13 protein-coding genes are annotated in these 13,779 nt (G+C 66.5%); 4 read left to right on the forward strand and 9 right to left on the reverse strand.

Going from position 1 to position 13,779, the window contains the following annotated elements:
• Positions 1 to 18: 18 nt before the first annotated feature.
• The 3 genes from BLW48_RS08635 to BLW48_RS08645 are packed head-to-tail and all read right to left on the reverse strand — an operon-like array spanning position 19 to position 2,831.
• Positions 19 to 1,353: an ATP-binding protein gene (locus BLW48_RS08635; RefSeq protein WP_093174045.1), complete on the reverse strand. Its 1,335-nt coding sequence runs from the start codon at positions 1,351 to 1,353 to the stop codon at positions 19 to 21.
• Positions 1,350 to 2,009 carry a response regulator gene (locus tag BLW48_RS08640; RefSeq protein WP_093174047.1) on the reverse strand — a complete coding sequence of 220 codons (660 nt, stop codon included), beginning with the start codon at positions 2,007 to 2,009 and terminating at the stop codon, positions 1,350 to 1,352. The genes BLW48_RS08635 and BLW48_RS08640 overlap by 4 nt, the downstream gene beginning before the upstream one ends.
• 51 nt (positions 2,010 to 2,060) lie before the next feature.
• Complete coding sequence (locus tag BLW48_RS08645) at positions 2,061 to 2,831, reverse strand: IclR family transcriptional regulator domain-containing protein (protein WP_093054457.1); 771 nt, start codon at positions 2,829 to 2,831, stop codon at positions 2,061 to 2,063.
• 141 nt (positions 2,832 to 2,972) lie between these two features.
• Between BLW48_RS08645 and pobA the strand changes: the two genes are divergently transcribed.
• Positions 2,973 to 4,154 (forward strand): 4-hydroxybenzoate 3-monooxygenase, encoded by a 1,182-nt coding sequence (gene pobA / locus BLW48_RS08650; RefSeq protein ID WP_093174049.1) that lies wholly within the window; start codon positions 2,973 to 2,975, stop codon positions 4,152 to 4,154.
• Here pobA and BLW48_RS08655 read toward each other — a convergent pair.
• Genes BLW48_RS08655 through BLW48_RS08670 form a run of 4 tightly spaced genes read right to left on the reverse strand, consistent with a single transcriptional unit; the run spans position 4,151 to position 8,198 of the window.
• Positions 4,151 to 4,567, reverse strand: a complete 417-nt coding sequence (locus BLW48_RS08655; RefSeq protein ID WP_093174050.1) for an SRPBCC family protein — start codon at positions 4,565 to 4,567, stop codon at positions 4,151 to 4,153. The two genes, pobA and BLW48_RS08655, sit on opposite strands and share 4 nt — an antisense overlap.
• A 13-nt stretch (positions 4,568 to 4,580) precedes the next feature.
• Complete coding sequence (locus BLW48_RS08660) at positions 4,581 to 4,940, reverse strand: VOC family protein (protein WP_093174052.1); 360 nt, start codon at positions 4,938 to 4,940, stop codon at positions 4,581 to 4,583.
• Positions 4,919 to 5,833 (reverse strand): helix-turn-helix domain-containing protein, encoded by a 915-nt coding sequence (locus tag BLW48_RS08665; RefSeq protein WP_093174054.1) that lies wholly within the window; start codon positions 5,831 to 5,833, stop codon positions 4,919 to 4,921. Before BLW48_RS08665 ends, BLW48_RS08660 begins: the two co-directional genes overlap by 22 nt.
• Positions 5,834 to 5,867: 34 nt before the next feature.
• On the reverse strand, positions 5,868 to 8,198 hold the full coding sequence (locus BLW48_RS08670) for a xanthine dehydrogenase family protein molybdopterin-binding subunit (RefSeq protein ID WP_093054442.1): 2,331 nt from the start codon (positions 8,196 to 8,198) through the stop codon (positions 5,868 to 5,870).
• Between the two features lie 207 nt (positions 8,199 to 8,405).
• On the opposite strand from BLW48_RS08670, the gene aat reads away from it, so the two are divergent.
• From aat to BLW48_RS08685, 3 genes are read left to right on the forward strand one after another with little or no spacing between them, the layout of a single operon-like run.
• Positions 8,406 to 9,161: a leucyl/phenylalanyl-tRNA--protein transferase gene (gene aat / locus BLW48_RS08675; RefSeq protein WP_093174056.1), complete on the forward strand. Its 756-nt coding sequence runs from the start codon at positions 8,406 to 8,408 to the stop codon at positions 9,159 to 9,161.
• Positions 9,158 to 9,907, forward strand: a complete 750-nt coding sequence (locus tag BLW48_RS08680) for an arginyltransferase (protein ID WP_093074879.1) — start codon at positions 9,158 to 9,160, stop codon at positions 9,905 to 9,907. The genes aat and BLW48_RS08680 overlap by 4 nt, the downstream gene beginning before the upstream one ends.
• A gap of 30 nt (positions 9,908 to 9,937) precedes the next feature.
• Positions 9,938 to 10,771, forward strand: a complete 834-nt coding sequence (locus tag BLW48_RS08685) for an IclR family transcriptional regulator (RefSeq protein ID WP_093174058.1) — start codon at positions 9,938 to 9,940, stop codon at positions 10,769 to 10,771.
• Positions 10,772 to 10,842: 71 nt separating this feature from the next.
• On the opposite strand, the gene BLW48_RS08690 is transcribed toward BLW48_RS08685, so the two are convergent.
• Both BLW48_RS08690 and BLW48_RS08695 read right to left on the reverse strand, forming a co-directional pair.
• Positions 10,843 to 12,072 carry a serine hydrolase gene (locus tag BLW48_RS08690; RefSeq protein ID WP_093054434.1) on the reverse strand — a complete coding sequence of 410 codons (1,230 nt, stop codon included), beginning with the start codon at positions 12,070 to 12,072 and terminating at the stop codon, positions 10,843 to 10,845.
• 117 nt (positions 12,073 to 12,189) lie between these two features.
• A complete protein-coding gene (locus BLW48_RS08695) occupies positions 12,190 to 13,728 on the reverse strand; it encodes a 2-isopropylmalate synthase (RefSeq protein ID WP_093054432.1) in 1,539 nt (512 codons plus the stop codon).
• Positions 13,729 to 13,779 lie beyond the last annotated feature (51 nt).

Raw genomic sequence — 13,779 nt, forward strand, 5'->3', positions numbered from 1 at the left:
GTCTGACTTAAGCGCCGCTTAAACGCCCCGGCCCGCGGGAAAGCGCACCAGCACGCGCAGCCCGCCGAGGCTGGGCGACTGGTCGAGCGCCACCGTCGCCCCGTGCAGGTCGGCAATCGACTTGACGATGGCCAGGCCCAGGCCGCTGCCGGGCGCCTGCGTTTCGCCCGAGCGATAGAAGCGGTCGAGCACGCGCTCGCGTTCATCGGGCGGCAGGCCCGGCCCGCTGTCGTCCACGGTGAGCTCGGCCGCGTCGCCCTGGTGGGTGATGCCGATGTCGACCCGGCCCTCGATGGGCGTGTACTTGATCGCGTTCTCGAGCAGGTTGCGCAGCAGCATGCGCAAGGCCTCTGACTGGCCGTTGACCACGGCCGCATCGGCATGGGCGATGCCGATGTCGATGCCACGCGCCTGCGCTGCCGCCACGGCATCGGACACCGCGAGCCGCGCAACCTCGGACAGGTCGACCGGCTCGGGCTTGGCACCGGCCGCCATGCTGGCCTCGTGCCGGGCCAGTGCGAGCATCTGCTCGACGAGCCGCGTGGCGCGGTCGATGCCCGCCACCAGCCGGCTCACGGCGAGGTCTCGCGACGCATCGTCGGGCGCGCGCTGCAGGCCCTGCACCTGCAGCTTCAAAGCAGCCAGCGGTGAGCGCAGTTCGTGCGCGGCATCGGCGACGAAGTGCTTCTGCGCATCGAAGGCATGGCGCACGCGGTCGAACAGCAGGTTCAGCTCCTGCACCAGCGGACGTACCTCCTCGGGCAGGTTCTCCTCGCTTACCGGCGACAGGTCGTCTGCCTGACGCGACGCTACCTGCTTGCGCACGCGCGCCACGGGGGCAAGCGACCGGCTCACGACCCACCACACGACCAGCATCAGCAGCGGCGCCATCAGCGCCACCGGCGCAATGGTGCGCAAGGCCAGCGTGCCGGCCATGTGGCGCCGCGCCGCCATGTCCTGCGCCACCTGGATCACCAACCCGCGCGTCTGCATCGAGAACACGCGGTAGGTGGTGCCGCGCGCGTGCACGTCGGCAAAGCCCAGCACCGCTAGCTGCGGCAGCGCGGCCTCTTCGGCGGATTCGAAGATGCGCACGCCTTCGGCGGTCCACACCTGCACGACGAAATCGAAATTCTGTTCACCGGTGCCGATGCCGCCTACCGCCGCACTCGGCGGCAGGCCTGCGCGCAACGAAAGCGCCATCTGCTGCATGTGGTAGTCGAAGATGTCGTCGGCCTCGGCGAGCACGGTGCGGTAGGCCACCAGCGCCTGCGCCCCCGCGGCGAGCACGATGGCCGCCAGCAGGAACCAAAGCAGCCGTGCACGCAGCGATCCGGTCAGCGCCCTCCTCATACCTTCGGCACCATGTAGCCGACGCCTCGCACGTTGCGGATCAATTCGGCGCCGAGCTTCTTGCGCAGGCCGTGCACATAGACCTCGACCGCGTTGCTGCTGATCTCGTCCTTCCAGCTGTAGAGCTTTTCCTCGAGCTGGGCACGCGACAGCACCATGCCGGGCCGCGCGAGCAGGGGCTCCAGCACGGCCCATTCGCGGGCCGACAGCACCACCGGCTGGCCGGTCACGGTGACCTCGCGCGTGGCCGGATTGATGCTCACGCCCATGTGCTCGTACACCGGCTCGGCGCGCCCGGCCGCGCGGCGCAACAGGGCGCGGATGCGAGCCAGCAGTTCGTCGAGGTCGTAGGGCTTGAGCACGTAGTCGTCGGCGCCTGCATCGAGGCCTTCGATGCGCTGCTGCACCGAGTCGCGCGCGGTGGCGATCAGCACCGGCATCCGCTGCTTGCGTGCGCGCAGGTTGCGCAGCACCTCGAGGCCGTCGCGCCGCGGCACGCCGAGGTCGAGCATCACGAGATCGTATTGCTGGGTGCGCAGGGCGGATTCGGCGGCTTCGCCGTCTTTTACCCAGTCCACCGCGTACTGTTCGGCGCGCAGCAGGTCGAGTACAGCCTCGCCGATCATCACGTCGTCTTCTAGAAGGAGGAGTCGCATGGTTGTGTCCGTTTCGGGGGTTCGAGGCACGGGCCACGGCCAAAGTTCAGATCAGAGCAACGAACGGACTTCGCGTGCGGCCTCGAAGAGCAGCGGCAGCATGTCCCGCTGCAGGGTCTCTTCCTGATAGCGCGTGCCCGACAGCACCACATTGAGCGCGGCCACCGTGTGGCCCTGCATGTCGCGCAGCGGCACCGCCAGCGCCTGCACGCCGAGCTCGTGCTCCTCGCTGGCAAAACAATAGTCGTCCTTGCGCGCGCGGGCAATCAGCTGCCGCAGGCCGCGCGCCTGCGTCACTGTGTTGGGCGTGAGCCGCGCGAGATGACGGCCCTTGAGCCATTGCGTGAACTGGGTCGGCGCCAGCGCCGCCAGCAGGACACGGCCGGTGGAGGTGGCATGCGCAGGCAGCCGTGCACCGAGGTGCAGGCCATAGGCCAGCACGCGGGTTGGCGTGCCATAGCTGCCGCTGCGCGCGACGATGACCACCTCTTCCCCGTCGAGCACCACCGCCGAGAACGACTCGCCGGTCTGCGCCGCGAGCCGGTTCAGCGTAGGCTGCAGCGCGCGCGGCAGGCGCGACGATGCGAGATAGCTGCCCGAGAAGCGCAGCACCTTCGGCGCCATCCAGAAATAGCTGCCGTCGGTTTCCAGGTAGCCCAGGTGGGCCAGCGTCAGCAGATGCCGGCGGGCCGCGGCGCGTGTGAGGCCGGCGCGCTCGGCGGCCAGCGTGGCATTGAGGCGCTGGCGCTCGGTGTCGAAGCTTTCGAGCACCGCCATTCCCTTGGCGATGCCCTCGATGAAGTCGGCTTTGGCGATGGTCATGCGTCGGTGGTTCGTCGTCCGGTCGAAGTGTTGCGCGATCATCGCGCACGCGTTCGCATGATCGCACAGAGCCTCGCGAGCCACCGCCACAGACGCCCGCATGCGGCCTACGCTCCACGAAACCCTCTCGGAGACACGAACATGCGCACCCAGGTCGCGATCATCGGCGCCGGCCCCGCCGGCCTACTGCTCGGGCAGCTTCTGCACAAGGCTGGCATCGACAACGTCATCGTCGAGCGCCAGAGCGGCGACTATGTGCTGGGCCGCATCCGCGCCGGCGTGCTGGAACAGGTCACGATGGACCTGCTGGCGCGTGCCGGCGTCGACGCCCGTGCCAAGGCCGAAGGGTTGCCGCACGAGGGCATCGAGCTGCTGTTCAAGGGGGCACGCCACCGCATCGACATGCACGGCCTCACGGGCGGCAAGCAGGTCACGGTGTACGGCCAGACCGAAGTGACGCGCGACCTGATGGAAGCGCGCACGGCCGAGGGGCTCACCACCATCTACAGCGCGGCGAATGTCAGCCTGCATGACTTCGATTCGGGCAAGCCGCGCGTGCGCTACGAGAAAGACGGCCAGACGCACGAGATCGAATGCGACTTCATCGCCGGCTGCGACGGCTACCACGGCGTGAGCCGCGCGAGCGTGCCGGCCGATGCAATCCACACCTACGAGAAGGTCTACCCCTTCGGCTGGCTCGGCGTGCTGGCCGACGTGCCGCCGGTGTCGCACGAGCTGATCTACGCGAATACCGAACGCGGCTTCGCGCTGTGCAGCATGCGCAGCGCCACGCGCAGCCGCTACTACGTGCAGGTGCCCACCGAAGAGCGCGTGGAGAACTGGAGCGACGAGGCCTTCTGGAACGAACTGCGCGCGCGCCTCGACCCCGAAGCGCGCGAACGGCTGGTGACGGGACCTTCACTCGAGAAAAGCATTGCACCGCTGCGCAGCTTCGTCGCCGAGCCGATGCGCTTCGGTTCGCTGTTCCTGGCGGGTGACGCAGCGCACATCGTGCCGCCGACGGGCGCCAAGGGGCTGAACCTGGCAACTGCCGACGTGGGCTATCTCTCACGCGCTTTCGAGATCTTCTACAGCGAGAAATCAGCCTCGGCGCTGGACCGCTACTCCGACCTCTGCCTGCGCCGCGTCTGGAAGGCCGAGCGCTTCTCGTGGTGGTTCACCTCTCTGATGCACCAATTTCCGGAAACGGGCGCCTTCGGCCAGAAGATCCAGGAGGCCGAGCTCGACTACCTGGTGCATTCGACCGCTGCCTCCACCGCGCTGGCGGAGAACTACGTCGGCCTGCCGCTGGAAGATTTCTAGGCGGCCACCGAAACGGTACGCCCTTCGAGCGTGGCCTTCATGGCCGCACCGCCCTGCTCCATCATCGGCCCGATGTAGGCCGCCATGGCGTCGGGCAGCACGTCGGTGATCCAGACGAAGCGTGAACGACCCGCACCTTCCTCGAACACCTGCGCCGTTGCGTGGTGATGCGCGGCCTGTCCACCGGTGACGGTGTAGGCCAACCGGCGATGAGCGTCGTCGATGCCTACCAGCACCTCGCGCGCGACAAGCCCGTTGGCGAAGGTGAGGATGCGGGCACCCTCGGCGTCGATCGTGCAGCCGATGAGAAAACTCGGCGCGAGCCGCGTATGCACCGCGCCGAAGTCGCGCAGCGCGTCCCACACATGGGCTGCATCCGCCTCGACAATGAATTCCTTGTAGACCGTGGCCATGGCAAACCTCGCTTCAGGGGCAGACAGCTTCGACGTTGTTCCCGTCGGGATCGATGAGAAACGCCGCGTAGTAGGTCGGGCTGTAGTCCGGCCGCGGGCCCGCGCCGCCGTTGTCGGTGCCGCCTGCTTTCAGGCCAGCCTTGTGAAAGGCGGCCACGGCCTCGTGGTTCGGCGCGCGGAAGGCGATGTGGGTGCCGGGCCCTTTCGCGCTCTTGGCCGCGTAGAGCCACAGCGCGGGCTCGTCAGCCGGGCCGATGCCCGCATAGCTGTCGTCATGCGGGCCCGGCACATGGCCGAGCGGCGCGAGCGCGGCTTCGTAGAAGCGGCGGCTCGCGGCGAGGTCTTTGACTTTCAGTCCGATGTGGTCGTACATGATGGCTTCCTGCTCGATGGATGGATCAGGCGGTCATCATGGAAGAGCGCGGCAATGCGGTCTTGGAAAATCTTGCGGTCGCCCTGTGCCGCCTTGCGGAAGCTGCCCGGCGATACACCAGCGGCGCGGTGAAAGGTACGCACGAAATTGCTGAGGTCGGCAAAGCCCACGTCGAGCGCGACCTCGGTCACGGGCCGGCTGTCGTCGTCGGCCAGCAGGCGCGCGGCATGCCGAAGGCGCGAGCGCACGAGGTACTGGTGCGGCGTGACGCCCAGCACCTGCGAGAACAACCGCAGGAAATGGAAGGAGCTCAGGCCAGCCTCGGCAGCCGCGCCGTCGAGGCCGATGTCGTGCTGCGAGTGGGCGTCGATCCACATCGCGGCATCGACCGCGCGGCGGCGGTCGCGTGCCACAGCGACGGGCGCGGTCTTGGGCTTGGTCTGATCGGACACGACTTCGACGAAACGGCTCGCGAACCACATGCCCAGTTCATCCAGGCCCACGTCGCTCTGCCCATCGGCCGCGGCCTGCGCGAGTTCGCCGATGACCACGAGCTCGGCCAGGGGCGGCAGGCCGCCGGTGCGCCAGGTTTTCTGGTCGCCGCCGATCAGGTCGACGAAACCCGGCGAAAGGTGAAAGGCCAGGCACTCGTCGCCGCAGACATGGTGATCGTGCGTGCAGACATATTCATCGCCCGGACAGCCGACCAGCACCGAACCGGCGACCAGCTCGTAGGCATGGCCGCGCGTGCGGTAGCCGAAGCTGCCCTTGCGCACATACGAGACCGAATAGCCCTCGTGCAGCTCGGTGAAGGGCTGCGCGTCGGGGCCCGCGTCGCAGCGGTAGCTGGAGACGCGGATCGGGTCGGTCTGCAGTTCGGTGGTGACGAGCATGGCCGGCGCCTTTCTGTCCCACGGAAACGATTGCTCAATCGACCGTTTGCATGGCCTGCCACACGCGTGCAGGGCTCAGCGGCATGTGCAGGCGCGGAGCACGCGTGGCCAGGCCGTTGCGCGCGAAGGCGTCGGCCACCGCATTCACGATGGCCGGTGTGGCGCCGATGGTGCCGAGCTCGCCCACGCCCTTCACGCCCAGCGGGTTGTTCTTGCACGGCGTCGATTCGTCCATCTCCATGTTGAACATGGTGTCGACGATGTCGGCGCGCGGGGCCGCGTAGTCCATCAGGCTGCCGGTGACGGGCTGGCCGGTTTCGTGGTCGTACACCACCTGCTCGTACAGCGCCTGCCCGATGCCCTGTACCGCACCGCCTTCGAGCTGGCCGCGCACGATCATCGGGTTGATGACGCGGCCCACGTCGTTGACCGAGCTGTAGGCCACCACGCTGATTTCGCCGGTGGGCGGATCGATCTCGATCTCGCAGATGTGGCAGCCGTTGGGCCAGGTCGGGCCGGCCACGGTGCTGGTGGAGTCGACGAAGATTTCGCGCTCGGGCTGCTTGGCGGCGAGCGCGAAGAGGTCGAGTTCGAGGTCAGTGCCAGCCACGTTGAAGACGCCACGGCTGTAGACGATGTCGTCGATGGAAGCTTCGAACTCCTGCGCGGCCAGTTCGCGCGCCTTGTCGATGGTGCGCTCGGCGCCGATGCGCACGGCCGAGCCGCCGGTGAACAGCGAGCGCGAGCCGGCGCTGCCGAAGCCGTCGCCTCGATCGGTGTCGCCAAGCACCACGCGCACCTTCTCGATGGGCACGCCGAAGGCATCGACGGCCAACTGGGCCAGCGAGGTGGCAATGCCCTGCCCCATGGCATTGACGGCGGAGAACACCTCGATCACGCCATCTGCCTGCACCGAGACCGTGACGCGCTCTTCGAACACGTTGCCGCCGGTCCATTCGAGGAACGTGGCAATGCCCAGGCCGCGGTGCTTTCCCTTGCTGGCCGACTCGGCCGCGCGGGTCTCGAAGCCCTGCCAGTCGGCGAGCGTCAGCGCCTGGTCCATCACCGACTCGAAGTTGCCGGTGTCGTAGGTCTGCGCCATCGGGTTCTTGTACGGCATCTGCTCGGGGCGGATGAAGTTGCGGCGGCGCAGCACGATGCGGTCGATGCCGGTCTGGCGCGCGGCCTCGTCCATCAGCCGCTCGATGGTGAAGATGGCCTCAGGGCGGCCAGCGCCGCGGTAGGCGCCGGTGGGCGCGGTGTTGGTGAGCACCGCCTTGAAATGGAAGTCGATGGTCTGGATGTCGTAGACGCTGGTCTGCACCCAGGGGCCGATCAGCAGCTGGATCGCGACGCCGGTGCCGGTGGCGTACGCGCCCACGTTGGCAAGGGTCTTGATGCGCAGGGCCAGGATCTTGCCGCTGGCGTCGAGTGCCATTTCGGCACGCGCCTCGATGTCGCGGCCGTGTGCGCTCGAGAGAAATTCCTCGCTGCGGTCGGCCACCCACTTCACCGGCCGGCTGACTTGCAGCGCGGCGAAGGCGACGGCGATGTCTTCGGGATAGGCGCCGGTCTTCATGCCGAAGCCTCCGCCGACGTCGCCCACCACCACGCGCACCTTTTCCTTGGCAAGGCCGATGGCGGCGCAGACGGAATCGCGAACGCCGGAGGGCATCTGCGTGCTCATGCGGATCATGAGGCGGCCGGTTTCGCCGTCGCGCACCGCGAGCACGGAGCGCGGCTCGATCGTGAGGGCGACCACGCGCTGGTTGTTCACGTCGAGCGCAACCACATGGCTGGCCTTGGCGAAGGCGGCGATCGCGGCCTCGCTGCTGCCGTGGCGCATTTCGGCGGCTACGTTGCCGGAGGCTTCTTCGCACAACTGCGGGGCACCGTCGGCGGTGGCGCTTGCGAGGTCGACCACCATGGGCAGGTCTTCGTAGTCGACCACGATGGCTTCGGCCGCATCGCGGGCCTGCTGCACCGTGTCGGCCACCACGGCGGCCACTGCCTCGCCGACGAAGCGCGTGCGCTCATGCGCGATGGCGTAGCGCGGCGGGCTGGCGCTGTCGCTGCCGTCTGCGCGCTTGAAGCCCGCGGCGCCCGGCATGGGCTTGACGCCGGCCTGGGCCATTTCCGCGCCCGTGATCACGCGCAGCACGCCGGGCATGGCGGCGGCGGCACTGGTGTCGATCGAGACAATGCGTGCGTGCGGGTAGGAGGATCGGAGGAAAACGAGATGCGCCTGATCGGGGAGCGTGACGTCGTCGGTGTAGCGGCCGGCGCCTGACAGCAGGCTTTCGTCTTCGAGGCGGCGCACCGCCTGGCCGCTGCCGAAGCGCGTGGGATTGGGTTCAGTGGTCAACGTACGTGGTCCTCTTGTGCTCATCCCCGGCGTATGTGCGGGCCTGCCTGATTTGCGTGGGTCTGCGAATGCAAGCTGCGCACTATAGGGTTTCCGGCGGGTTTTGTGGTGCCGTGGCGTGTGAGCCGAACCCTTGTGGCGGTGTCGGCTGTGTGCGATTTTCGCCCAACTGGAGTGGAATTTGCGAAGCCGTGTATACCTACGCCCATGCGACAACTGCCTTGGCTCGAACCTGGAGATGCCCTGCCCGATCCTGCATCGGCCTGGGGTATGGCCGACCCCGTACCCGGCCTGCTGGCGGCCGGTGGCGCACTCGATGTCGATACTTTGATGCAGGCTTATGGCAACTGCGTCTTTCCTTGGTTCAGCGAGGACCAGCCGATCCTCTGGTGGAGCCCGGACCCTCGCATGGTGCTGCAGGTGGCGCAGTTCAAGCTGCATCGCTCGCTTCGCAAGACCCTGACGCGCTTTGCACAGACGCCGGGTTGCGAGGTGCGCATCGACCACGATTTCGCGGCCGTCATCAAGGCCTGTTCGGGCTCTCCGCGCGTGGGCCAGTCAGGCACGTGGATCGTGCCGGACATGGTGCAGGCCTATACGAATTTGCACCGCGCCGGCCATGCCCACAGTGTCGAAACCTGGATCGACGGCGAACTCGCGGGCGGGCTTTACTGCGTTTCGCTGGGCCGCGCGGTGTTCGGCGAGTCGATGTTCACCCGCCGGCCGGACGCTTCGAAGATCGCGCTGGCCGCGCTGGTGTCGCTGTGCCGGCATTTCGGCGTGCAGATGATCGACTGCCAGCAGAACACCGCCCACCTCGCAAGCCTCGGCGCCCACGAGATGGCGCGCAAACGCTTCGTCGCGCACGTGGCCAGGGCGCGACAACAAGAGGGCCCACGGTGGCGATTCGACCCCGTATACTGGTCCGAACTCCTTTCCGCGCGACCTCTTTCCCCGACGTGACGCACCTCAAGGACCTCCCGCTTCACACGCTGCAGTTCTACGCGACGGCGCCCTACCCCTGCAGCTATCTGCCGGACCGGCAGGCCCGCTCGCAAGTGGCCACGCCCAGCCACCTGATCCACAACGACGCTTATTCCGACCTGGTGCTCAGTGGGTTCCGGCGCAGCGGCATGTTCACCTACCGTCCCTATTGCGACGGCTGCCGCGCGTGCATCCCGCTGCGCGTGCTGGCCAACGACTTCCGTCCCACGCGAAGCCAGCGGCGTGCGGTGAAGCAGCATGCCGACCTGCAGGCGCGCGTGCTCAAGCTGTGCTTCATGCCCGAGCACTACCAGCTCTACCTGCGCTACCAGAACGGCCGCCACGCAGGCGGTGGCATGGACCACGACAGCATCGACCAGTACACGCAGTTCCTGCTGCAGAGCCGGGTCAACTCGCGGCTGGTGGAGTTCCGCGAAACGCTGCCCGACGGCAGCGCAGGCGCGCTCAAGATGGTGTCGATCCTCGACGTGCTGAACGACGGCATCTCGGCCGTCTACACCTTCTACGAACCCGAGACCAGCGCGGGCTACGGCACCTACAGCGTGCTGTGGCAGATCGAACAGGCCCGCAAGCTGGGCCTGCCGCACGTCTACCTCGGGTACTGGATCGAGCACAGCCCGAAGATGAACTACAAGGCGCGCTTCTCCCCGCACGAAGTGTTGGTAGACGGACATTGGCAGGCGCCGGGCAATTTCACAAGGTAAAATGGCGCCCGGTCATCACCGCAAAGCGCCATGAGAAAAAACCAATCCGACATTCCCGCCGTCCCCGTGATCCAGGTGATCGAGCGCATGTTCGCGCTGATCGATGTCCTGGCATCCCGCGAGGAGGCCATTTCGCTGAAGGAGATCAGCGAAAAAACCGGGCTCCATCCGTCGACCACGCACCGCATCCTGAACGACCTGGCGGTTGGTCGCTTTGTCGATCGGCCCGAAGCCGGCAGCTACCGGCTGGGCATGCGCCTGCTAGAACTGGGCAACCTGGTCAAGGGCCGGCTCAACGTGCGCGACGCCGCCCTGGGCCCGATGCGCGAGCTGCACAAGCTGACGCAGCAGCCCGTCAACCTGAGCATGCGCCAGGGCGACGAGATCGTGTACATCGAGCGCTCCTACAGCGAGCGCTCGGGCATGCAGGTGGTGCGCGCCATCGGCGGCCGCGCCGCCCTGCACCTCACCTCGACAGGCAAGCTCTTCCTGGCTGCGGACGATCCGCAGCGCGTGCGCAGCTACGCCACGCGCACAGGTCTGGCCGGCCATACGCGCAACAGCATCACCCAGTTGCCGGCACTGGAGCGCGAACTGTCGAAGGCGCGCCAGTACGGCATTGCCCGCGATAACGAGGAGCTGGAGCTGGGCGTGCGCTGCATGGCCGCCGGCATCTACGACGACCAGGGCAAGCTGGTGGCGGGCCTGTCGATCTCCGCACCGGCTGACCGGCTGGACGAAGGCTGGCTACCCAAGCTGCAGGCCACCGCCAATGAAATCTCGGGCGCGCTGGGATTCAAGGACGGCACGGCTGCGACGCCGTCGCCTTCGCCTTCGGGCAGCACGCCGCCAGCAGACGCCTGACCCGGGCCTATCCCCAAAAGCGAACAGGCCCTGTGAAGGGCCTGTTTTCGTTACAGCCTGCGGTTGACCGATCAGCCCGCGACCTGATACGCAGCATTGCGCGACGAAGCTGCCGGCGAACCGACGGAATGCGTAGCCTCAACCCAGCGGCGAACCCGCTCGGCATCTGCAATGCGGCTGAACTTGCCGGCCGAATCCAGGAACACCATGATCAGCTTGCGCCCGGCGACCTTCGCCTGCATCACAAGGCATTGGCCGGCCTCAGAGATGTAGCCCGTCTTCTGCACGCCGATTTCCCAATCGGGGCTCTTCACGAGGCGATTGGTGGTGTTGAACTGCAGCACGCGGTTGCCGACTTCGACCTGGTATTCCGGCGAGGTGGACAGCGAACGTACCGTGGCATCGGAATAGGCGGCATTGACCAGCAGCGCCAGGTCTTGCGCACTCGACTGGTTGCTGCTCGACAGGCCGGTGGGCTCGACGTAGCGCGTGTCCTTCATGCCGAGCATCTTGGCCTTGGCGTTCATGATGCTCACGAAGGTCGTCAGGCCACCCGGGTAGGTGCGGCCCAGCGCATGCGCGGCGCGGTTTTCGCTCGACATCAGCGCAAGGTGCAGCAGTTCGCCGCGCGACAGCGTAGTGCCGACCGTCAGGCGCGAGCTGCTGCGCTTTTCGGTGTCGACGTCGTCCTGCGTGATGGTGATGAGCTCGTCGTTCGGCAGATGGGCTTCGCTGATGAGCAGGCCGGTCATGAGCTTGGTGAGCGACGCGATCGGCAGCACGGCGTGGTCGTTCTTGCTGAACAGCACCTCGTGCGTGTCCTGGTCGATGACCAGCGCGACACTCGACTTCAGGTCGAGTACGTCTTCGGTGCCATGCAGGCCGGCCATCTGGCCGAAGGATTGGCGCGGGGGCGCCTCGACGACGCGAACCACCGAGCGGCGCTGCACGGCCACCACGGTCTTGCCATTTCTCTTGTGGATGGTGGCTACGACATTGCGGCCACCGCGAACGACCTTCTCGGCGCGCTCACTCTTCTCGGCACGGCCGCCGCGCTTGGCGACGACAACGGGCACAGGACCGCGCGCGGTTTTGGACGAAGCGGCGTTGCGCTTTACCTCGACCGGCACCGGACCCTTCGCCTTCTTGGCGACTGTGGTCTTGGCGGCAGCGGGCTTTTCTTTCTTGGCTGCCTGGGCGCCAGGCAGCAAAAACGCCGTGGCGCACAGCGCGACGGCGATGAATTTGAACGCGGGTAGAAACCGCTGGCTGGAAACTCGGCGTAGACGGGCTTCGGGCATTAATAAATCTCCAGCGGCGACAAACGAGGACCGCAGTGTATCCAAATCAAAAAAAGCACGCAATATCAGTTACTTGCATCCTCTTCTTCAATCGAATACCAAGGATCGCCTGAAAACCTAACCTTGTGCCGCAACTCTCTCAGCTTGGCTCTGTAACTTATTGAGCGCACTCAAATAAGCCTTTGCCGAAGCAACCACGATGTCCGGGTCTGCACCCACACCGTTGACCACCCGCCCTGCGTTTTGTAACCGGACTGTAACTTCCCCTTGGCTTTCCGTCGAGCCGCTGATGGCATTTACAGAGTAAAGAACCATCTCGGCGCCGCTCTTGACATGCGACTCGATGGCCTTCAGGGAAGCATCAACCGGGCCATTCCCGTCGGATTCGCCGGTGACTTCCTTGCCCTGGACGGTGAACACGACCTTCGCCTGGGGGCGCTCGCCGGTTTCGCTGTGCTGGGAGAGAGAGACGAAAGCAAACTGCTCACCAACGTTCGACACCTCTTCCGCGCTGACGAGCGCGAGGATGTCCTCGTCGAAAATTTCGGACTTGCGGTCGGCCAACTCCTTGAAGCGCAGGAACGCGGCGTTGATGTCGCCTTCGCTGGCCATGGTCACGCCCAGTTCCTGCAGGCGCTGCTTGAAGGCATTGCGGCCGCTGAGCTTGCCCAGCACGATCTTGTTGGCCGTCCAGCCCACATCTTCGGCACGCATGATCTCGTAGGTGTCGCGCGCCTTGAGCACGCCATCCTGGTGAATGCCCGAGGCGTGCGCGAAGGCATTGGCGCCCACCACCGCCTTGTTGGGCTGCACCACGAAGCCGGTGGTCTGGCTGACCATGCGGCTCGCGGCCACGATGTGCTGCGTGTCGATCCTGAGGTCCAGCCCGAAGTAGTCCTTGCGGGTCTTCACCGCCATGACGACTTCTTCGAGAGAGCAGTTGCCCGCACGCTCGCCCAGGCCGTTGATGGTGCATTCGACCTGGCGCGCGCCGCCGATCTTCACGCCGGCCAGCGAGTTGGCCACGGCCATGCCGAGGTCGTTGTGGCAATGCACCGACCAGATCGCCTTGTCGCTGTTGGGAATGCGCTCGCGCAGCATCTTGATGAAGTTGCCGTAGAGCTCGGGAATGGCGTAGCCGACGGTGTCGGGCACGTTGATGGTGGTGGCACCCTCGTTGATCACGGTTTCGAGCACGCGGCACAGGAAGTCCGGATCGCTGCGATAGCCGTCTTCTGGGCTGAACTCCACGTCGGCCATCTGGTTGCGCGCGAAGCGCACGGCCAGCTTGGCCTGTTCATGCACCTCGTCGGGCGACATGCGCAGCTTCTTTTCCATGTGAAGCGGCGACGTTGCGATGAAGGTGTGGATGCGCCCGCGGGCCGCGCCCTTCAGGGCTTCGGCCGCGCGCGCGATGTCGCGGTCGTTGGCACGCGAGAGGCCGCACACCGTCGAGTCCTTGATGGCGTTGGCAATCGCCTTCACGGCCTCGAAGTCGCCGTTCGAGCTGGCGGGAAAGCCAGCCTCGATGACGTCGACCTTCAGCCGCTCCAGCAGCTTGGCAATACGCAGTTTCTCGTCGCGCGTCATCGAGGCGCCGGGCGATTGCTCGCCGTCGCGCAGGGTGGTGTCGAAAATAATAAGTTGGTCGGTCATCGTGGGTCTCCGTTGTTCATCCCCCCACGCGCACCCGACCAAGGTCGGCGC

The organism is Variovorax sp. YR266 (assembly GCF_900107295.1).
Classification (GTDB): domain Bacteria; phylum Pseudomonadota; class Gammaproteobacteria; order Burkholderiales; family Burkholderiaceae_C; genus Variovorax.